This window comes from Cryobacterium sp. Hz9 (assembly GCF_004402825.1).
In the GTDB taxonomy this organism is placed as follows: domain Bacteria; phylum Actinomycetota; class Actinomycetes; order Actinomycetales; family Microbacteriaceae; genus Cryobacterium; species Cryobacterium gelidum.
In genome coordinates, this window is sequence record NZ_SOFC01000023.1 from 213,890 (window position 1) to 232,995 (window position 19,106).

Annotated in this window: 18 protein-coding genes; 11 read left to right on the top strand and 7 right to left on the bottom strand. The window is 66.0% G+C overall.

Annotated elements, in window-relative coordinates; all coding sequences use genetic code 11:
* Nucleotides 1–71 precede the first annotated feature (71 nt).
* The gene (locus E3N85_RS13480) at nucleotides 72–1,283 is read left to right on the top strand and encodes an aminotransferase class I/II-fold pyridoxal phosphate-dependent enzyme (RefSeq protein WP_134463990.1); all 1,212 of its coding nucleotides are present in this window, start codon (nucleotides 72–74) and stop codon (nucleotides 1,281–1,283) included.
* A gap of 57 nt (nucleotides 1,284–1,340) precedes the next feature.
* On the opposite strand, the gene E3N85_RS13485 is transcribed toward E3N85_RS13480, so the two are convergent.
* Nucleotides 1,341–2,414 carry an alkene reductase gene (locus E3N85_RS13485; RefSeq protein WP_134463992.1) on the bottom strand — a complete coding sequence of 358 codons (1,074 nt, stop codon included), beginning with the start codon at nucleotides 2,412–2,414 and terminating at the stop codon, nucleotides 1,341–1,343.
* Between the two features lie 204 nt (nucleotides 2,415–2,618).
* Here E3N85_RS13485 and E3N85_RS13490 point away from each other — a divergent pair, with 204 nt between their 5' ends.
* Complete coding sequence (locus E3N85_RS13490) at nucleotides 2,619–3,755, top strand: alpha/beta fold hydrolase (RefSeq protein ID WP_166783962.1); 1,137 nt, start codon at nucleotides 2,619–2,621, stop codon at nucleotides 3,753–3,755.
* Nucleotides 3,756–3,898: 143 nt separating this feature from the next.
* Nucleotides 3,899–4,291 (top strand): ATP-dependent DNA ligase, encoded by a 393-nt coding sequence (locus E3N85_RS13495; protein ID WP_241978505.1) that lies wholly within the window; start codon nucleotides 3,899–3,901, stop codon nucleotides 4,289–4,291.
* Here E3N85_RS13495 and E3N85_RS13500 read toward each other — a convergent pair.
* Nucleotides 4,288–5,118 carry a carbon-nitrogen hydrolase family protein gene (locus E3N85_RS13500; protein ID WP_134463996.1) on the bottom strand — a complete coding sequence of 277 codons (831 nt, stop codon included), beginning with the start codon at nucleotides 5,116–5,118 and terminating at the stop codon, nucleotides 4,288–4,290. The genes E3N85_RS13495 and E3N85_RS13500 overlap by 4 nt on opposite strands.
* A gap of 123 nt (nucleotides 5,119–5,241) precedes the next feature.
* On the opposite strand from E3N85_RS13500, the gene E3N85_RS13505 reads away from it, so the two are divergent.
* The 8 genes from E3N85_RS13505 (at nucleotide 5,242) to E3N85_RS13540 (ending at nucleotide 14,170) form a co-directional block, all read left to right on the top strand.
* On the top strand, nucleotides 5,242–6,789 hold the full coding sequence (locus tag E3N85_RS13505; protein ID WP_166783963.1) for a glycosyltransferase family 39 protein: 1,548 nt from the start codon (nucleotides 5,242–5,244) through the stop codon (nucleotides 6,787–6,789).
* Between the two features lie 3 nt (nucleotides 6,790–6,792).
* On the top strand, nucleotides 6,793–7,563 hold the full coding sequence (locus E3N85_RS13510) for a polyprenol monophosphomannose synthase (protein ID WP_134464000.1): 771 nt from the start codon (nucleotides 6,793–6,795) through the stop codon (nucleotides 7,561–7,563).
* 97 nt (nucleotides 7,564–7,660) lie between these two features.
* Nucleotides 7,661–8,377, top strand: a complete 717-nt coding sequence (locus E3N85_RS13515; RefSeq protein WP_134464002.1) for an NUDIX domain-containing protein — start codon at nucleotides 7,661–7,663, stop codon at nucleotides 8,375–8,377.
* 41 nt (nucleotides 8,378–8,418) lie between these two features.
* Nucleotides 8,419–9,729 (top strand): quinolinate synthase NadA, encoded by a 1,311-nt coding sequence (gene nadA, locus E3N85_RS13520; RefSeq protein WP_134464004.1) that lies wholly within the window; start codon nucleotides 8,419–8,421, stop codon nucleotides 9,727–9,729.
* 1 nt (nucleotide 9,730) lies between these two features.
* Entirely contained in the window at nucleotides 9,731–11,299 is a 1,569-nt protein-coding gene (gene nadB, locus E3N85_RS13525) for an L-aspartate oxidase (protein WP_134464006.1), read from the top strand.
* Complete coding sequence (gene nadC / locus E3N85_RS13530) at nucleotides 11,293–12,180, top strand: carboxylating nicotinate-nucleotide diphosphorylase (protein WP_134464008.1); 888 nt, start codon at nucleotides 11,293–11,295, stop codon at nucleotides 12,178–12,180. Before nadB ends, nadC begins: the two co-directional genes overlap by 7 nt.
* A 4-nt stretch (nucleotides 12,181–12,184) precedes the next feature.
* Complete coding sequence (locus E3N85_RS13535; RefSeq protein WP_134464010.1) at nucleotides 12,185–13,327, top strand: cysteine desulfurase family protein; 1,143 nt, start codon at nucleotides 12,185–12,187, stop codon at nucleotides 13,325–13,327.
* 108 nt (nucleotides 13,328–13,435) lie between these two features.
* Nucleotides 13,436–14,170: a GntR family transcriptional regulator gene (locus E3N85_RS13540; protein WP_134464532.1), complete on the top strand. Its 735-nt coding sequence runs from the start codon at nucleotides 13,436–13,438 to the stop codon at nucleotides 14,168–14,170.
* Nucleotides 14,171–14,239: 69 nt separating this feature from the next.
* Here E3N85_RS13540 and E3N85_RS13545 read toward each other — a convergent pair whose 3' ends face one another.
* The 5 genes from E3N85_RS13545 to E3N85_RS13565 form a co-directional block, all read right to left on the bottom strand.
* A complete protein-coding gene (locus E3N85_RS13545; protein WP_134464012.1) occupies nucleotides 14,240–15,037 on the bottom strand; it encodes an ATP-binding cassette domain-containing protein in 798 nt (265 codons plus the stop codon).
* A complete protein-coding gene (locus E3N85_RS13550; protein WP_134464014.1) occupies nucleotides 15,034–16,074 on the bottom strand; it encodes an ABC transporter permease in 1,041 nt (346 codons plus the stop codon). Before E3N85_RS13550 ends, E3N85_RS13545 begins: the two co-directional genes overlap by 4 nt.
* Nucleotides 16,071–17,042, bottom strand: a complete 972-nt coding sequence (locus tag E3N85_RS13555) for a sugar ABC transporter substrate-binding protein (RefSeq protein WP_134464016.1) — start codon at nucleotides 17,040–17,042, stop codon at nucleotides 16,071–16,073. The genes E3N85_RS13550 and E3N85_RS13555 overlap by 4 nt, the downstream gene beginning before the upstream one ends.
* 77 nt (nucleotides 17,043–17,119) lie before the next feature.
* On the bottom strand, nucleotides 17,120–18,013 hold the full coding sequence (locus E3N85_RS13560; protein ID WP_134464018.1) for a TIM barrel protein: 894 nt from the start codon (nucleotides 18,011–18,013) through the stop codon (nucleotides 17,120–17,122).
* 2 nt (nucleotides 18,014–18,015) lie between these two features.
* Complete coding sequence (locus tag E3N85_RS13565) at nucleotides 18,016–19,071, bottom strand: Gfo/Idh/MocA family oxidoreductase (RefSeq protein WP_370289310.1); 1,056 nt, start codon at nucleotides 19,069–19,071, stop codon at nucleotides 18,016–18,018.
* Nucleotides 19,072–19,106 lie beyond the last annotated feature (35 nt).

Sequence of the window (19,106 nt, forward strand, 5' to 3'; positions counted from 1 at the left end):
AATGATCCAGCCGAGATCTTGCCCATGTCGTAGTTTGGAACCATGCAGGATTTGAGACAGGCAAGCCAGCGATGACCATTTCCGGCGCGTGGCGACGCACGGCTCGCGGGGCTGGGCTTCTCGCCGCTGACGGGACCGTTGCGGCCAGCATCTTCGCCGAGATGAGCGCTCTCGCCGTGCGCACCGGAGCCGTCAACCTCGGCCAGGGTTTTCCGGATGAAGACGGACCGGCTGTGGTGCTCGAGGCAGCCCGCCAAGCGATCAGCGACGGGGTGAACCAGTATCCGCCTGGCCGTGGCCAGCCGGTCTTGCTTGAGGCGATAGCCCGGCATCAGCAGCGGTTCTATGATCTGCCTGTCGACCCTGGCAGTGAGATATTGGTCACGGCCGGTGCCACCGAGGCCCTCGCGGCGACCATTTTGGCGCTGATCGAGCCGGGTGACGAGGTCGTCACCTTTGAACCGTTCTACGACGCCTACGGCGGCCTGATCGGCTTGGGCGGAGGCATTCACCGCACGGTGCCGCTGCGGGCCCCGGATTTTCAGCCCGACTTGGACGCGCTTCGAGCTGTGGTCACCGACCGCACGCGTCTGATCATCGTGAACGATCCGCACAACCCCACGGGGACGGTCTTTCCGCGGCACACCCTGGAGCTGATCGTGGAACTCGCGCACCGGCACGACGCGCTCATCGTCACCGATGAGGTCTACGAGCACCTCACCTTTGGGGCGCCGCACATTCCGATCGCAACCCTCCCCGGGGCGTGGGAGCGCACGATCACCATTTCATCGGGCGGCAAAACCTTCAGCCTCACCGGCTGGAAGGTGGGCTGGCTCAGCGCCCCGGCCGCGATCGTGACGGCGATCCTCGCAGTCAAGCAGTTTCTCACCTATGTAAATGCGGCACCCTTTCAGCCCGCAATCGCCGTCGGGCTCGACCTGCCCGATTCGTACTTCGCGCACATCGCGTCCAGCATGATGCACAAACGCGACGTGCTCGCTGCGGGACTGCGCGCGGCCGGCTTCGCGATCAGCGTGCCACAGGGCTCGTATTTCATCGTGGCGGATGCGACGCCGCTCGGTTTTTCGGATGGTGCCGAACTGTGCCGGCAACTGCCGGCGCTGGTCGGCGTGGTCGCGGTGCCGATCACGGCGTTCTGCTCTCCCGCACACCGGGCCGAGTATGCGCCGCTTCTCCGGTTCGCCTACTGCAAGAAAGAGGCCTTGCTCGATCAGGCCTCGTCACAACTCGCGGCACTGTCGCGCCCCCGGGCGCGAGAGTGACAAGAGTGCCCGTATGAACCTGTCATACGGGCACTCTTTGCGCTCTTCGTGGGAAATTTACGAAGCGAGTGCGGGGTAGTCGGTGTAGCCCTCTGCGCTGTCGGCGTAGTAGGTGAGCGGGTTGGGCTCGTTCACCGGCAGGTCATCGCGCCAGCGCCGCACGAGGTCGGGATTGGCGATGGCCGCGCGACCGACGACGACGGCGTCGGCAACGTCGTCACGAACGATGGCGAGGGCCTCGTCGCGCGCGGTGATGGCGCCGAATCCAGTATTGACCAGGAAGACACCAGCAAAGCGGGTACGCAGATTTTGCACGAATTCGCCGCGCGGGTCGTCGTGGAGCACGCTCAGGTAGGCCAGATCGAGCGAGGCGAGCCCGTCGACGAGGACACCATAGGTAGCCTTGACGTCGTCGGAATCCGTTTCCAGCACATCTTGAATATTGTGTTCGGGTGAGATGCGCAGGCCCACCTTGTCGGCACCGATCGCCAGGGTGACTGCAGTCACCACGTCGATGACGAACCGGGCGCGCGTCGCGGGCGAGCCGCCAAACGCATCGTCCCGCACGTTGGAGGCCGGCGACAGGAACTCGTGCAGCAGGTAGCCGTTGGCGGCGTGCAGCTCAACGCCGTCGAATCCGGCCGCAATGGCGTTCTTCGACGCCAGCACGAATTCAGCCACGATGCCGGCCAGTTCGTCGGTGGTCAGAGCGTGCGGTACCGGATAGTCCTTCTTGCCGTCATAGGTGCGCGTGCTGCCGTCGATCGCGATGGCGCTCGGTCCGACGACCGGGTAGCCACCTGTGGTGGCTTCGTGGGTGACCCGACCGGCGTGCATGACCTGGGCGACGATACGACCGCCGGCGGCGTGCACCGAGTCGGTCACGGCCTTCCAACCGGCGAGCTGTTCCGGTTCGACGAGCCCGGGCTGGCCCGGAAAGCCTTGGCCGGCGTGACTCGGGTAGGTACCTTCACTCACGATCAGGCCGAGCGAGGCGCGCTGCGTGTAGTACAGGACAACGAGTTCACCAGGAACACCGGACTTGCCCGAGCGGATGCGGGTCAACGGCGCCATGACGAGACGGTTGGGGAGCACGATGTCGCCGAGGTTTAGCGGGGAAAAGAGATTCACGGGCACTTCTTTCTCACATTCAGCCGGTCAGTCAGACCGGATACCTTCGTTGGGGCAGCACCAGGGAGTTCCTGTGCGGCCATAGGCGGCAACGGACACGAACCGCGCGATATTCCTGCCTGCCAATTCGCTGCACGAACCATGCCCTGCCGTCTCGAGCGATCCAGGGGCAATCCGTTAGGCCCGTGGCACCGAACTATGGGCATGAGCATCTTGCTGTCCCGACCCGCGACTCGAAATCACTCGGTGGCATCCGTCGGCGTCCTGGACTCTCCGACGCCCGGTCCGCGCCCCGGCGCCAGGCCGCAGCCCGCTACCAGGCCGAAACCGGCACCACCGGCCATCGCGCTGGGCTACAGCCCCTTTCCCCTCGATGCCGACGCTCATCATTTCGGCCTGACCACAAGTGCAATGCACCTCAAGGGCGGAACGGTCGTCGTGCGGCACGGTCGCCGAAGCAATAGCGATACGGCCACCATTTTGCTGCACGGAGCCGCCGGGTCTTGGACGACCTGGACTCCCCTGTTGCAGGCCGCCGAGGCGACCGCCCGCGATCTGACCGATCTCATCATTCCCGATCTTCCAGGATGGGGCGACTCCCCACGTGCGGCCGACGAATCGTCCGTCGGTGTCGAGTCGATGGCGGAGCTGGTCGCCGATGTGGCCCGCTCCCTCGGCTACGAACGCTGGAACGTTGTTGGTCATTCCATGGGCGGGTTCATCGCCCTGCAGCTGGCGGCGAGCGAGCCGAGCGCCACGTCATCCGTCGGCTTGGTCTCAGCTACCTCGTTTTCGATCCAAAACAGCGTTCGTCACCCGATTCGCGATTTCTGGGTGCTACCCGCTTTCACGGCACTGCTCATGACCATGCGGATGCTGCGGCTCGCCGGCCCCCTCAACCGTGGCCTGGTGCGGGCCGTCACGTGTCTCGGTCTGCTACCAGCGCTCGTGGCTCCGCTATTCAGCCGCCCCAGGGCCGTCGACCCTACAGTGATCGCTGCTCTCGGCGCCGAGTTGCGCCCGGCCGGCTTCGTCCTGGCCGCCGATCGTGCCGGCGCCTACGACGCCGGCACGCAGTGGGCGCAGATTCGCTGCCCGGTGCGCTCGGTGCACGGTGACGACGACATCTTTGTCACGGCCGACGACGACAAGCGACTTCACGCCCTGGTGGCGCACTGCGTGAGCAGCACGGTCCCGGGAGCCGGGCACTTCGGTCAGATCGAACGCCCCCTCGAGGTGCTGCTCCGGCTCGAATTCGCCGTTCCCTTGCCGATAATGTCGAGCCGGATCGAACCCGCGCGGCGTGGATCACCACGTGACAATGCACGGGATGCTTTCTAAAATCCTTGCATTTACCCCCCGTACGAGGCACACTGGAAGGTAGTACCCGGTTCCACGCCAAAGAGCGTGTTTCACTTTCATTCGTTCCGGCCTCCGTGTTCTCACTCGGCGCAACCGGTCCCAATGAAATGGAAGTGGCACTCATGGGTTCTCTCACGTACGATCGTGTCGTCGTGGAATTCGAAGACCGAATGCTGGCGCACCTGCAGCTCGTGATCATTCAAAAGCTGCGCCGCGGCGAGAGCTTCATGCTCTCCTGGCGAGACGCGGCCATCGTCGGCGACGGCCGCAGCTCCGCATGGTTGCACCCTTCCATCCCGCTGTATTTCAAGTTCGCCGGGGGCCACGCACCCACCATCAACCCGAGCTGGGTCGCCCAGCTCACCCGCTCGGCCAACAGCTCGCAGGGGCTCGTGGTCACGGCAGAGGAAAGCGCCACCGTCGACGCCAATCTCCTGCCCAAGGTGGAACCAGCCCTCGGAATTCGGGTAGCCGCCCAAACCCGATCAACCAAAGCGAGCGTTACCGAGCGTTAGCGTGGCACGACGGTGAAACGGCGCATGGCCAACGCCGGATTGATCGCACGCACCGCAACGACGCGTGCCGGTGTCAGGAATGCGACCGCGACATCCACTGACTCGCCGAGGCTCGCCACAGCAACGCCCATCGGATCGATGACGAGGCTGGTTCCAACGCCGATTGGCGGTGCGTGATCGGCGGCGGCCACAAAAACCGTGTTCTCCAGTGCCCGGGCGGTGAGCAGGGTGCGCCAGTGGTGTTCCTTGAGGGGGCCGCGCACCCACTCGGCCGGCACGAGCACGAGGGTCACCCCGGCATCGACGAGCCGACGGGTGACCTCTGGAAAGCGGATGTCGTAGCAGGTTTGCATCCCGACTCGCAGGCCACCGACATCGAAAATTTCCGGTTCAGTCACCGTGCCGGGCAGTACCCAGTCCGATTCGCGGTCGCCGAACGCGTCGTAGAGGTGGAGCTTGCGATAGGTCGCCACGAGCCGTCCAGTCGGGTCGACGGCGACGAGGGTGTTCGAAAACCGGGCGGGATCGTCGGTCGTCTCGAGCATGCCGGCCACGATGTGTACGCCGAGCTCGGCGGCGAGCGCGGCGAGCGTCGACACGAAGGCTCCGTCGAGCGGTTCGGCAGCCGCCACGAACGAGGGCCCCAGTTTCGGTTCGAAGAACGCCGAATACTCGGGAAAGACGACGAGGTGTGCTCCGCGCGCGGCGGCCGTCGTGGCGAGCTTGCGGAGCATGGCGTGATTGCGCGCCTGATCCGGTCCCGGTGCGAATTGAGCGACCGCCACGCCGACCGCGGTGGATCCGTCGGGTTCAACGACTGAGGTCATGCCGAAAGCCTAGCGCGCAGCCCGGTGCCCATGCCGGGGCCAACCGCCGAAAAGATTGGTCTTTGCAGGCAACTCGGGGGCGTTCGATGGCTCGCGTTAACCAATGCTGGGTATGTTGTCTGGGTGACCTCCGTTCTCACCCCGCATGTCGTAGCGCCCCCGGCGAACGGGCGACGCCGTTTGCGGGACCTGTCGACCGGGCTGTCAGCGTGGCTCGTGGGCCTCGTGGCGTTTCTCCTGTCGTTCGCCTGGTCCTGGCAGCCGTCGTACTGGGGTGATGAGGCCGCGAGCATCATGTCGGCTGAACGACCACTCCCCTCACTGTTTGGCATGCTGGACAACGTCGATGCTGTGCACGGCCTGTACTACCTGTTTTTGCACGGCTGGATCGACCTCTTCGGCGCGTCCGAGCTCGCCACGCGTTTGCCGAGCGCGATCGCGATCGGTGTGGCCGCTGCGGGCACGGTGGTTCTGGCGCGCTTCTTCATGGGGCCACGAGTGGCGATCGGCGGCGGAATAGTCTTCGCCATTCTGCCCCGCGTCACCTACATGGGCTCCGAGACGCGATCCACCGCGATCGCGACGGCCATCGGCGTCTGGCTCACCGTGCTGCTCGTCCTCGCGCTGCGCAGCAGCACCGGTACCCGACGCCGCCAGGTCGTGCTCTGGCTGGGTTATTCGCTGCTGCTCGCCGTCGGAATCTATGTCTTCCTCTACCTGGCACTGCTGCTTCCGGTACACGCGGTGGCGGTTCTCACGGCGAGCCGGCAGCATCCGTTCTGGCGCAGCCGTGTCGTCTGGCTGGGGGCAAGCCTGCTGGGGCTGTCGCTGGCCCTTCCCATTTTTCTCGCCGGCTCGGCCCAGCGGGAGCAAATCGCGTTCATCGGCCGCAGGCCGCAGGTCAAGGTAACCGAAGCGGCAGTGATGCAGTGGTTCGACACGATTCCGGTAGCGATCATGGCCTGGGCGCTCATCACCATCGCCGTGGTCGCGGTGTTTCTGCGCCGCCCCCACACGCACCGGTCCGCCGGGCTGCCTGGCCGCGCCGGACTGGCGTTTTTTCTGGCTTGGATGGTGGTGCCCAGCGCCATTCTTCTGATCGGTACCCACCTGGTCACCCCGATGTATTCGCTTCGCTACCTGTCGCTCTGCACCCCGGCGGTGGGCGTCGTGATCGCCGTCGGCGTGGCTGCGCTTGCCAACAACTGGTTGCGCGCCGCCAGCCTCATCGCTCTGGTCGCCGTCATCGTGCCCGCCTACGCTGTGCAGCGCGGTGACTACGGCAAGAACGAAGGAAGCGACTGGCGCCAGGCGTCCGACATCATCGCCGCCCGCGCGACGCCAGGGGACGGCATCGTGTTCGATCAGAGCGTTCGGCCATCACGCCTGCCACGACTGGCCATGCACCTCTACCCCGATGCCTTTCACGGCCTCGAGGATGTGACGCTCACCCGGTCGTATGCTGACACGGGCTGGCTCTGGGACGAGGTCGCACCGCTGACCGATGTGCTGCCGGCCCTATCGAACCTTGACACGGTCTGGCTGCTGCAGAACTCGGGTAGTGGAGATTCGCGAAAAGAAACGAATGTTCACACCCTTCAACTCCAGGGATTCCACGTTGCTGAGACGACACTGGTGAACCGCACCCGCATCATTGAAATGACGAGGTAACCCGTGCCCACCACCCCCGCGCCTACCACCCTGGTACTCGTTCCGACCTACAACGAGGCCGAGAACATCGCCGCGATCGTGGATCGACTGCGCTTCAGCGTGCCCGAGGTGCACATTTTGGTCGTCGATGACGCCTCCCCCGACGGCACCGGCGCGCTGGCCGACAGCATTGCGGCGCGCGACGCGAGCGTTCACGTGCTGCACCGCACGCAGAAGACCGGACTCGGTGCGGCCTACCTCGACGGCTTCGGCTGGGGCCTCAGTCGCGGGTATACCCAACTGGTGCAGCTCGACGCCGACGGTTCCCACCTGCCCGAGCAACTCGCACGGCTGCTGGCGGCGGCCGACACGGCCGACGTGGTGATGGGGTCACGCTGGGTGCCCGGCGGGGCCATCGAGAATTGGCCCTGGCATCGACGCGCCCTGTCCCGCGGTGGATCCCTGTACTCCCGATTGCTGCTGCGGCTGCCGCAACGGGACGCCACCGGCGGCTACCGCGTCTACTCCGCCCGAGCACTCGAGCGCATGGACCTCTCGAGTGTGGACAGCCTCGGCTACTGCTTTCAGATTGAGATGCTGCTGCACGCCGTGCGCGCCGACCTGCGCGTTGTCGAGGTACCGATCACGTTTGTGGAACGGGTGCGCGGGTCGTCCAAGATGAGTCCGCGCATCGCCGTCGAGGCGATGGCTCGGGTGACTCTGTGGGGCGTGACCGGCATGGGCATCAGCCGGGCCGGTGCCCGCGCGGCAGCTGCGGCCACACGCGGAGCCTGACTCTCGCCGAATTCGTCACCTTCGGGTGTTTGGGTCAATTTGACTATATGATGGACCCAGCTGTTAAAGTCACACCGACCTTTACGACTGGATCCTTATGCTGGACCACCTGACCGAGCAGAGCCCGTTCAAACGCGGCAGCGTTCGCGCGACCCTCGCCGTCTCGACCGTGATCTTCACCTTGCGCCCCGACGATTCGTCGGGCCTGAAGACGCTGTGGCTGCCCCTCGTGCGCCGAACCCGCGACCCGCACCTCGGCCTATGGGCGCTGCCCGGCGGGTGGCTTCCGGCCGACGAAGAACTCGCAGCGGCCGCCGCCCGCACCCTGCGCGAGACCACCGATCTCTCCCCGCGCTATCTGGAGCAGCTGTACACCTTCGGCGATATCGACCGCTCCCCCGGTGTGCGCGTGGTCTCCGTCGTCTACTGGGCGCTCGTGCGTTCCGAGGTCGCGGCGCGGGCATCCGTCGGTGAGAACGTGCGCTGGTTCGCTGCCGACTCGCTTCCGCCGCTCGCTTTCGACCACAACCACATCGTGGAATACGCCCTCTGGCGGCTACGCACCAAGGTGGAGTACGCGCGCATCGCGCATGCCTTTCTCGGCGACACGTTTACCCTCGCCCAGCTGCGCGAGGTACACGAGGCCGTTCTGCAAAAAGCGCTCGACCCGGCCAATTTTCGCCGGTCGATCGAGTCGTCTGGCAGCCTGATCGGCACCGATCAACACGTGGCCGGGGCCCGGCATCGACCCGCTCGGCTCTACCGGTACAACGATCGGGCCTCCGCGCATGACCCGCCAGGGCCGACGCTCTAACTCCCCTACCTTTCATCCCGTTACTTGCAAGGAGCACGAACATGACGATTCCCTCGGTCGAGACCACCATTCGTCTCATCGGTACCGGCGCCGCTGCCGGCAGCACGTGCAGCCCCGACCTGGCGACTCCGCCGTGGGAGTTCGATGCCGGCACGCCCGGTTACGGGCCGGGCTCCTCGATGGGCGACGTGATTCCGGCCGGGTCGCCGCGCCAGGGCGCGCTGCCGGAGCGCTACCGCACCGCCTCGCCGGAAGAACTCAGCGCCCGCATCGTCGAAGCGAAACAGGCGCTGGGTGATTCGGTGGTCATTCTGGGCCATTTCTATCAGCGTGACGAGGTGCTGCGCCACGCCGATTTCGTTGGCGACTCCTTTCAACTCGCCCAGGCCACGCAGAGCCGTCCCGACGCCGCGGCGATCGTGTTCTGTGGCGTGCACTTCATGGCCGAAACCGCCGACCTGCTCTCCGGGCGCGACCAGGCCGTGATTCTGCCGAACCTCGCCGCCGGCTGTTCCATGGCTGACATGGCCGATATCGACTCGGTCACCGAGTGTTGGGAGCAGCTCGAAGAGCTCTACGGCACGGACGCCGATGCCTCCGGCCGCGTTCCGGTAATTCCGGTCACCTACATGAATTCCTCCGCCGCGCTCAAGGGCTTTTGCGGCGAGCACGGCGGCATCGTCTGCACCTCGTCGAACGCGCAGGCCGTGCTGGAGTGGGCGTTCGAACGCGGCCAGCGGGTATTGTTCTTTCCCGACCAGCACCTGGGCCGCAACACCGCCAAGGCCATGGGCGTTCCGCTCGAAGCGATGCCGATGTGGAACCCGACCCGGCCACTCGGCGGCAACACGCGGGGCGAACTCGACGCCGCCCGGGTCGTGCTCTGGCACGGCTTCTGCAGCGTGCATCGCCGCTTCACCGTGCCGCAGATCGATGCCGCCCGCGCCGAGCACCCGGGCGTGCAGGTCATCGTGCACCCGGAATGCCCCATGGCGGTCGTCGACGCGGCGGACTCGGCCGGGTCGACCGATTTCATCGCCAAGGCCATCGCCGCAGCCCCGGCCGGCACGACCTTTGCCATCGGCACCGAGATCAACCTCGTCAACCGGCTCGCCGCCCAACACCCCGAGCATGAGATCTTCTGCCTCGACCCGGTGATCTGCCCCTGCTCGACCATGTACCGCATCCACGCCGGCTACCTGGCCTGGGTGCTCGAAGCACTCGTCGGCGGTGGCGAACAGTCGGCGCAGGTACTCAACCAGATCACGGTGTCGCCTGATATCGCCCGGTACGCCAGGGTGGCCCTGGAGCGGATGCTGGCGGCATCCGTGTCGCAGCTGGTCGGCGTCTGACATGGCCTCCATCCTCGTCGTCGGCAGCGGCCTCGGCGGTTTGCTGGCCGCGGTGCGGGCAGCTGATGCCGGCCACCGCGTCGTGCTCGTCACCAAATCGGTGCTGCCCGAGAGCAATACCCGGTACGCGCAGGGCGGCATCGCCGCCGCCCTGTTTCGCGACGACTCGGTCGACGCACACATGCTCGACACGCTGCGCGCCGGCGCCGGGTTGTGCGACTTGGCCGCCGTGCGGGTGCTCTGTGCGGAGGGTCCAGCGCGGGTGCGCGACCTCATTCGTTTCGGGGTGGACTTCGACCGGGACGAGTCGGGCGTGGCCCGCGGGCTGGAAGCAGCGCACTCGCGCTCGCGGGTCGTGCACGCCGGCGGCGACGCGACCGGAGCCGTCATCGAGGCCGCCCTCGTCGCAACCGTGCGACGCCGTGCCGCCATCGAGGTGCGGGAACACACCATGCTCGTTGACCTGAACGTCGACGCGACGGGGGCGGTCCGTGGCGTTCGGGTGCTCGGCCCGAACGGCGCGCAGCTCGCGCTAAGCGCCGATGCTGTGATCCTCGCTACCGGAGGTGCTGGCGCGCTCTACACGCACACCACCAATCCGTCGGTCGCGACCGGCGACGGGGTGGCGGCGGCGTGGCGCGCCGGGGCATCCGTGACCGATCTGGAGTTCTATCAGTTTCACCCGACCGCCCTCGCTGTACCCGGTACGCCGCTCGTGTCGGAGGCGGTGCGCGGCGAAGGGGCCGTGCTGCGCAATCACAGCGGCGGGCGCTTCATGCTCGCGGAGCACCCCGACGCCGAACTCGCTCCGCGCGACGTCGTCGCCCGCGCCATCGCCCGACAAATGAAGTTGCAGGGCGGCGCCCCCGTGTTGCTCGATGCCACCGCCCTGGGGCGCACGCTGCTCGAAACCCGGTTTCCAACGATCACGGCCGCCTGCCGCGTGGCGGGCCTCGACTGGGCGGTCGATCCGATTCCGGTGGCGCCGGCGGCGCACTATTGGATGGGCGGCGTCGCCACAGATGCCTGGGCTCGCACCAGCCTGCCCGGCCTCTACGCGGTCGGCGAAACCGCCCGCACCGGAGCGCACGGCGCCAACCGGCTCGCCTCCAACTCGCTGCTCGAGGCGGCCGTCTTCGCCGACCGCGCCGTGCGCGCCCTCGGCCAGCCGTGGCCGGCGAGTGCATCCGCCCCGTCCGACACCGCGACCCGTTCCACACATCTCTCCTCCCCACGGGTCGAACGCCGGGAGCTGCAGCAGCTCCTCTGGGACTTCGCCGGCGTGCACCGCTCCGGTGTCGGCCTGGTCCACGCCGCCGGTGCCCTCGACGAGTGGGCCGCACCGCCGGCCACCAGCAGGTCGGTCGCCGCCCTCGAAGACCGCAACCTGCTCGACCTGGCCCGCCTGCTCGTGTCGGCAGCGCTCGCCCGCGAAGAGTCGCGCGGCGCACACTACCGCTCGGACTTCGCCGACACCCGGCCCGAACTGGCCCATTCCCGCTCGCACTCACGTCACCGCGCAACCCGACACCCCGAACTCGTACCGGCCAAGGAGGCCATCGCATGCTGACCGACCACTCCATCAACGTTGTCGTGCAGGCTGCCCTCGACGAGGATGCCCCCTGGGGCGACCTCACCTCGGCGGTACTCATTCCCGAAGACGCCATCGCCACGGCCAGGCTCGAGGCACGCGAACCGGGAGTGTTCAGCGGTGGCGCCGTGTTTGCTGCCGCGTTCGCGCTGACCGACTCCCGCATTGAGGTGCGTCAGTTCGTGGCCGACGGCGAGCGGTTCGACACCGGCGCGACGCTCGCCGAGGTGACCGGCCCGGCCCGCGGCATCCTGCAGGCGGAACGCATCGGCCTCAACTTCGTGCAGCGGATGAGCGGAATCGCTACCCTCACCGCCCGATACGTCGCGGAAACCGCTGGAACTCACGCCCGCATCGTCGATACCCGCAAGACCACACCGGGGCTGCGTGCCCTGGAACGAGCGGCGGTACGCGATGGCGGCGGGCACAACCACCGGTTCAGCCTTTCCGACACTGTCATGGCCAAGGACAACCACCTCGCGGTGCTCGCAGCCGGTCCGCTCAGCCTCACCGAGGCACTACTTGAGGTGCGCGCTCGGCTCTCCCACACCACCCACTTCGAGGTGGAGGTGGACCGGCTGGACCAGATCGACGAGGTGCTCGCGGCGGGTATCGACACCATCATGCTCGACAATTTCAGCTTGGACGATCTGCGGGCGGGCGTGACCCAGGTCGCCGGGCGCGCGATCGTCGAGGCCAGCGGCGGGGTATCGCTTGCGACGGTTCGTGACATTGCGGCCTCCGGTGTCGACGTGATCTCGGTAGGTGCGCTCACCCACAGTGTGCACTCACTCGACCTCGGCCTCGATATTGCCATTCGGGTGAACGGTACGCCGGCCGGATTCGCGCCCGCTCCGTGAACCCATGATCTATCTCGACAACGCCGCGACCACCCCGGTGCGCCGCGAGGCGCTCGAGGCCCTGTGGCCGCACTTCGGGCCGAACTTCGGCAACCCGTCGAGCCACCACGAGGTCGGCGAGGCGGCGGCTGCCACGCTGCTGGAGGCGCGGCGCAGTGTGGCCCGGTCGCTTCACTGCCGCCCCGGCGAGGTCACGTTCACGAGCGGCGGCACCGAGAGCGACAACCTCGCGATCAAGGGCATCTCGCTCGGCGCCCCGCGTGGCCGGCACATCGTGACCACACCGATCGAACACGAGGCCGTACTCGAATCCTGCGACTACCTGCGCCGGCTGCACGGTTTCGAGATCACCCTGCTACCCGTGGATGCTAACGGCCGCGTCGACCCCGCGGCCCTCGCCCGGGCGCTGCGCCCCGACACCACGTTGGTCTCGGTGCACTACGCTAACAACGAGGTGGGCACGGTGCAGCCCCTCGTCGAACTGGCTGCGATTGCCCACACCATAGGTGTGCCGTTTCACACCGATGCGGTGCAGGCCGGCGGCTGGCTCGACCTCGACGTCAGCACACTCGGCGTGGACGCGCTCAGCCTGTCCGGCCACAAACTCGGCGCTCCCCCCGGTATCGGAGCGGTCTTTCTGCGCGGCCGTCTCCCGATCGAACCGCTGCTGCACGGTGGCGGCCAGGAACGCGGTAAACGCAGCGGCACCGAGAACGTTGCCGGAGCAGTAGCCCTGGCCGTCGCGCTGCGCCTCACTGCGGAAGAACGAGCGGACGCCGCGATGCGCACGAGCCTTCTCCGCGACCAGTTCGTCACGACCATACTACGAGAAACACCGACAGCCCGGCTCACCGGCCATCCCACCGAACGCCTGCCCGGCACCGCGTCGTTTGTCTTTCCCGGCACCAGCGGCGAGGCGGTACTGCTCGAGCTCGAACAACGCGGCATCGTCTGTTCGAGCGGGTCTGCCTGCGCTGCCGGGAGCAGCGAGCCCTCGCACGTGCTCACGGCGATGGGCTGGCCGGCCGACGTGGCCCAGACGGCGGTGCGGTTCACGCTGGGTGCTGGCACGACGGCGGCGGAGGCGACGGAGGCGGCAGCATCCGTTCGCGCAGCAGTCGCCGCGGTGGCCAGCCTCGGCGCCTAAATCACTGACGACCTACAGCATGACCTGATATTGTCAGGACAATTGGCCAAACCGGTTGGCTTGTCAGCGAGGTATCAGGTGAGCGCGAAGGAAGAAAACACCCTCCCCATGGGAATGTTCATGGACCTGGAACGGTCCGGCCCGATTCCGCTGTACTTTCAAGTCTCCCAGCGCATCGAAAAGGCCATTCTCAGCGGTGAGCTGCCGGCCGGGTCACGGCTGGAGAACGAGGTCGCCCTCGGCCAGCGGCTGGGCCTCAGCCGCCCAACCGTGCGCCGCGCCATCCAGGAAATCGTCGACAAAGGCCTGCTGGTACGCCGTCGCGGCATCGGCACCCAGGTCGTACACGGCCAGGTGACGCGCAAGGTTGAACTGACCAGTCTCTACGACGACCTCACCAATACCCACAAAGTGCCCTCGACACACCTCCTCACCCTGGAAAACCGGGTAGCGGATGCGAAAACAGCCGAGCGACTCAGCGTGGCCGAGGGCAGTCCCACCCTGTACATCCGGCGGGTGCGCCTGGCCGACAACGTGCCAGTCGCCGTGATGGAGAACTGGCTCCCCGAGGAGTTCATCGGCATCGAACCGAGTGATCTCGTCGCGCACGGCCTGTACCAGGTGTTGCGTTCACGAGGTGTCACGATGCGGGTCGCCCGCCAGCACATCGGCGCCCGCAAGTCCACCAACGAAGAATCCGCCTTGCTGGAGATCGAGAAGAACTCGGCGCTGCTCACGATGGACCGAACTGCGTTTGACAATTCGGGCCGCGCGGTCGAGTTCGGCCAGCACTGCTACCGCCCCGACTTGTACTCCTTCGAGGTGACGCTGGTCGAAAAGTAGCACGTCGAGGTCTGGCCGCCGGACCCAAACGGGATGAGACGGCCAGACTTTTTGGCGCAGCAAGCGAGGCTAGGCGCGAGCGAGCTCGTGCGTCAGAGCGTCGAGCTCTGCTCCGCCGGCCATGAGCTTGGTCATCTCCTCGATGGTGATCTCGCTCTTCTTGAAGTTGCCAAGGCTGGTTCCGCGCTTGAGCAGCAGAAACCGGTCACCGACGGGATAGGCGTGGTGCGGGTTGTGCGTGATGAACACCACGCCGAGGCCGCGGTCGCGGGCCTGCGCGATGTACTTCAACACCACTCCGGCCTGCTTGACGCCCAGGGCAGAGGTCGGCTCGTCGAGAATGACGACCTTCGCTCCGAAGTACACGGCTCGGGCGATGGCCACCGACTGGCGTTCGCCACCCGACAACGTGCCGATCGGCTGGTCGACATCACGCAGGTCGATGCCCATCTTGGCGAGCTCTTCCTTGGTGATTCGCCGCATGCCCTTGACGTCCAGCTGCCGGAACGGGCCGAACCCGCGAGTCAACTCCGAACCGAGAAAGAAGTTGCGCCAGACCGGCATCAGTGGAACCACGGCAAGGTCCTGGTAGACCGTCGCGATGCCCAGGTCCAGGGCCTCGCGCGGGCTGCCGAAGGTGCGCTCGACCCCGTAGGCGAGGAGCTTGCCCTGGGTGTGCACGTGTGCCCCGGAGAGAATCTTGATGAAGGTGGACTTGCCGGCACCGTTGTCCCCCAGCACGCAGAGGACCTCACCGACACCCACCGAGGCGGCCACTCCCTGCAGCGCCAGGATGGAACCGTACGTCTTGCCGATGTCTCGAACTTCAAGGATGGGCGGGGCAGCGGATGCTTCTGCGTGCGTCATGAGCGAACTCCTGCCTGGCGGCGTACATAGAGGTTGACGAGCACGGCCAGCAGCAGCATGCCACCGAGGAACGCCTTGAGCCAGTTGTTGTCCCACTGGGCGAACACGATGCCCTGCAGGGTCATGCCGTAGATGAGGGCACCGAGCGCCGCACCAATGGCCGATCCGTAGCCGCCGGTCAGCAGGCAGCCACCGACCACGGCACAGATGATGTAGATGAACTCCTGGCCGATTCCGGTGGTGGCCTGCACCGTCGACACGTCGAACAGTTGCAGCATTCCGACCAGCCAGCCCGCGCCGGCCGTGGTCATGAACAGGCCCATTTTGACCTTCATGACCGGCACGCCGACCTGACGGGAGCTGGTGATCTGGCCGCCGACCGCGAAGATCCAGTTTCCGGAGCGGGTACGCAGCAGAATCCAAGTGGCGAGGGCGGTCAGGGCGATCCACCAGACGATGGAGACCTTCACGTCCATGCCGAACAGGTTGAACGAGGAGCCGAAGAACACCTTGACGGCGTCGAAGCCGGGCACTGCGCCCATACCCTGAATCGACACGGTGCCGGTGATGATTTTCGTGACAGCGAGGTTCACTCCCTGCAGAATAAAGAAGGTGGCGAGCGTCACGATGAAGCTCGGCAGGCCCGTCTTCATGACCACGAAGGCGTTCGCGGCACCGATGGCGAGGGCAATAGCCAGGGCCATGACCAGGGCGAGCCAGATATTGACGCCCCACTCGGTCGTGACGATCCCGACGATCAGTCCGGTCGTGCCGACCATGGCACCGGCAGAAAGGTCGAACTCGCCGCCGATCATGAGCAGGGCGACCGCGACGGCCATGATGCCGAATAGCGACGCGGAGTAGAGCCAGGTGGCCACCCCGGCCGGGGTCAGAAATGCTTGGGTCGAGACCGAGAAGAAGGTGAAAATGGCGAGGGCTGCAACCGCTGCGCCGACCTCGGGTCGGCGCAGCAGCGTGATGATCAGACCGGCCTGCTTGATCCGTTCATCGGTCACCGCGGGTGCGGTGATAGTCATCGCGTCCCATTCTTCGCGAACTTCGCGACCTGATCCGCGTTGTCCTTGGTGACGAAGCCGGGGCCGGAATAGACCGGCAGACCGCCGCCGACAACGTCGCCGTTACGAGCCTGCAGGGTGAGGAACGTCACCGGAAGGTAACCCTGGGAGTACGGCTGCTGGTCCACGGCGAACAGGATCTTGTCGTCGAGGATCAGCTGGGTCACGTCGGAGGACACATCGAAGGTTGCCAGCACGGCTGTGCTCGTGGCTTCCTCAATCGCCTGGCTGGCTGCGACGGCGATGCCCGGGTTCAGGGTGAGCACGCCATCGATGGACGGGTCGGCCAGAAGCTTGCTCTTGATCGTGTTCTGGGCGTCTGCGACGTTGGCCACATCGACCTGAACGTTGCTGACCGTGCCGCCGAGGGTGTCCGCTGCACCATTGCAGCGCTCTTCCAGTCCGGTGTTGCCGGCCTCGTGGATGACGCAGATGACGTTGCTGACGTCGGCGTCGGCAAGCTGCTCGCCCGCGCCCTGGCCGGCGATGAACTCACTCTGACCGATGTGGGTCTGAGCACCGAATTCCTTGGACTGCTCCAGCCCGGAGTTGATCGTGATCACCGGGATTCCGGCGGAGACAGCCCTTTCAACCGCGCTCTTGACACCGTCGGGGTTGGCCATCGAGACGATGAGTCCGTCGGGTTTCGTCGCAATGGCCGCATCGATCAGCTGGCTCTGCTTGACCGGGTCTCCATCACCCTGATAGGTGACGGTTGCCCCCAGATCGGTGCCGGCCTGCTCGGCGCCGCTCTTGACGACATCCCAGAAGGTATCTCCCGGGGAGCCGTGGGTGACGACGGCGATCGTGACCTTTTCGCCGGATGCCGCGGCGTCGGTGGTTGCTGCCGTGTTGCTGGTGGCCGTACAACCGGTGAGGGCGAGCGGCAGGACGACGAGCCCCACCATCCAGCGAGATTTGAACTTCATGAGTGAATCCTCCATTGGATACGTTAATGGTGCGGTGCCGTGTGTGCTGCGAATAGTGCTGTCGGACGTGAAAAATCTTAGGGAGTCACCAAAGCGGCAATGAAGTCGATGCTGGTACGCACATCGGCGAGTGGCCCCTGGCCGACGGGTGGGTTTTCGGTCAGGATGGTGTCCTGCTCGAGAACGTAGTAGCCCGCATATCCGGCCTCCTCGAGCGCGTTGACAATCGTCGCTATATCGATCTCGCCGGATCCTAGTGGGGTGTACATGCCCAGACGCACCGCGTCGGTATAGCTCAGCTCCTTTCGCTGCACCCGCGCTGCCAGGTCTAGCCGCACGTCCTTCAGGTGCACATGGCTGATCCGAGAGGCGTGCTTGCTGGCCAGTTCGACCGGGTCGGTACCGCCGATCAATAAGTGTCCGGTGTCGAGGCAGAGCCCGATCCGGGAGCCGTTCAGCACCCGTTCGACATCGTCGTTCGATTGAATCATCGTTCCGAAATGGGGATGGATGGATGCCACCACACCCCGTGTGGCGGCCGCCTGCACCAATCGATCGAGGTTAGTCAGAAGGGTCTTCCACTCCTGCTCACTCAGCGCCGGCCTCGAATCGTAGCCGACCTGGCGGGTGTCGGCCGAGAGAACAAGTCGGGTTGCCCCGGCCGCGACGAATGAGTCGAGTTCGGCTTGAATTGCCGGGACCGGATCGCTGCCCGCGTCGTGCAGCAGGATTGGCACGAATCCACCGACGGCCTTCAAGCCGGCATCGGCGAGTGTGGCAGCCTTGTTGCCGGGGCTCGCCGGAAGAAACCCTTCGGGTCCAAACTCGGTGGCCACGACGCCCAATTCGCTCATCTCGCCGAGAACACGCTCAGAGGTGAGTTGAAAGCCCCACCCGGGAACCTCGCACACGCCCCAGGAAATCGGTGCGGCGGCGATGCGGCTCAGGAGACGTGCGGATGCCCCGGCCATGGTCAACGCTTGACTTCGTCGAGACGTACCGGGCGCCCCTCGGCGCGGGAAAGTTCGGCTGCCTCGGCGATATAGAGTGCTTCGAGGGCATCCCGAGGAGTGCATGGGCTTGCGGTTTCGCCGGCGGCCACGGTGACAAATCGTGCCAGCTCTGCCGCGTAGGCGGGAGCGAATCGTTCCTGAAAGTTGGGCCAGGCCGAATCGCTGGGAAAGCTGACTCCCGGCTCGGCACTGGTCAGCGGCACGCGCTGGTCGAGACCGACCGAACGGTTTCCCAGGCTTCCGGCCAGTTCCATGCGCACGTCGTAGCCAGCGCCGTTGTAACGCGAGCCCTGCACGGTGACGAGGGTGCCGTCATCGAGCGTGAGGAGGGCGGCGGACTCGTCGACGTCGCCCGCATCTGCGAAGAAGGAGGCCCCGCGGTTGGCGCCGGTCGCGAAGACCGTCGCAACCTCACGGCCGGTGACCCAGCGCAGAATGTCGAAGTCGTGAATGTGGCAGTCGCGGTAGATTCCACCACTGTTGGGAATGTACTCCGCCGGAGGCGGAGTCGGGTCGCAGGTCAGAACGTGCATGCGGCGCAGTTCGCCGATGTCACCGTTCTGCAGCGCATGTTTGGCCTCGGTGTAGCCGGCGTCGAACCGGCGCTGGAACCCGATCTGCACCGGAACGTCGTGACGCTCTACCTCGTGGACGAGCAGAATGCTCGACGCGAGGTTCTCGGCCAATGGCTTCTCGCAGAAGGTCGGGATGCCCGCGCGCACGGCCCGAACCATGAGCTCGGCGTGGGCCGAGGTCGGGGCGGCAATCACGATGCCGTCCGGCTTCGAGCCGAACGCTTCGTCGATTGTGGCGGATTCCGAGCCGACCGAAGCGGCAGCAGCCGCGGCACGTGCCGGATCGAGATCGGCGATCAGGAGGTCGGTGACACCGGCCTGTGTCTTCAACGTGCCTACGTGAGAGAGCCCGATCCTGCCGGCACCCAAGACTACGAATCGCACTTTATTTCCTCCACATTGAGTTTGTTTTATTGTCCTGATGTTCTCGCTTTTGACCACGGTATACGGTTGTCAAACCGTCGTCAAGATTATGT

Bases quoted from the DNA above. Each gene is read 5' to 3' on its own strand.
- E3N85_RS13480 (WP_134463990.1), top strand. From the start codon at position 72: ATGACCATTTCCGGCGCGTGGCGACGCACGGCTCGCGGGGCTGGGCTT.
- E3N85_RS13490 (WP_166783962.1), top strand. From the start codon at position 2,619: ATGAGCATCTTGCTGTCCCGACCCGCGACTCGAAATCACTCGGTGGCA.
- E3N85_RS13495 (WP_241978505.1), top strand. From the start codon at position 3,899: ATGGGTTCTCTCACGTACGATCGTGTCGTCGTGGAATTCGAAGACCGA.
- E3N85_RS13500 (WP_134463996.1), bottom strand. From the start codon at position 5,118: ATGACCTCAGTCGTTGAACCCGACGGATCCACCGCGGTCGGCGTGGCG.
- E3N85_RS13515 (WP_134464002.1), top strand. From the start codon at position 7,661: ATGCTGGACCACCTGACCGAGCAGAGCCCGTTCAAACGCGGCAGCGTT.
- nadA (WP_134464004.1), top strand. From the start codon at position 8,419: ATGACGATTCCCTCGGTCGAGACCACCATTCGTCTCATCGGTACCGGC.
- nadB (WP_134464006.1), top strand. From the start codon at position 9,731: ATGGCCTCCATCCTCGTCGTCGGCAGCGGCCTCGGCGGTTTGCTGGCC.
- nadC (WP_134464008.1), top strand. From the start codon at position 11,293: ATGCTGACCGACCACTCCATCAACGTTGTCGTGCAGGCTGCCCTCGAC.
- E3N85_RS13535 (WP_134464010.1), top strand. From the start codon at position 12,185: ATGATCTATCTCGACAACGCCGCGACCACCCCGGTGCGCCGCGAGGCG.
- E3N85_RS13540 (WP_134464532.1), top strand. From the start codon at position 13,436: ATGGGAATGTTCATGGACCTGGAACGGTCCGGCCCGATTCCGCTGTAC.
- E3N85_RS13545 (WP_134464012.1), bottom strand. From the start codon at position 15,037: ATGACGCACGCAGAAGCATCCGCTGCCCCGCCCATCCTTGAAGTTCGA.
- E3N85_RS13550 (WP_134464014.1), bottom strand. From the start codon at position 16,074: ATGACTATCACCGCACCCGCGGTGACCGATGAACGGATCAAGCAGGCC.
- E3N85_RS13555 (WP_134464016.1), bottom strand. From the start codon at position 17,042: ATGAAGTTCAAATCTCGCTGGATGGTGGGGCTCGTCGTCCTGCCGCTC.
- E3N85_RS13560 (WP_134464018.1), bottom strand. From the start codon at position 18,013: ATGGCCGGGGCATCCGCACGTCTCCTGAGCCGCATCGCCGCCGCACCG.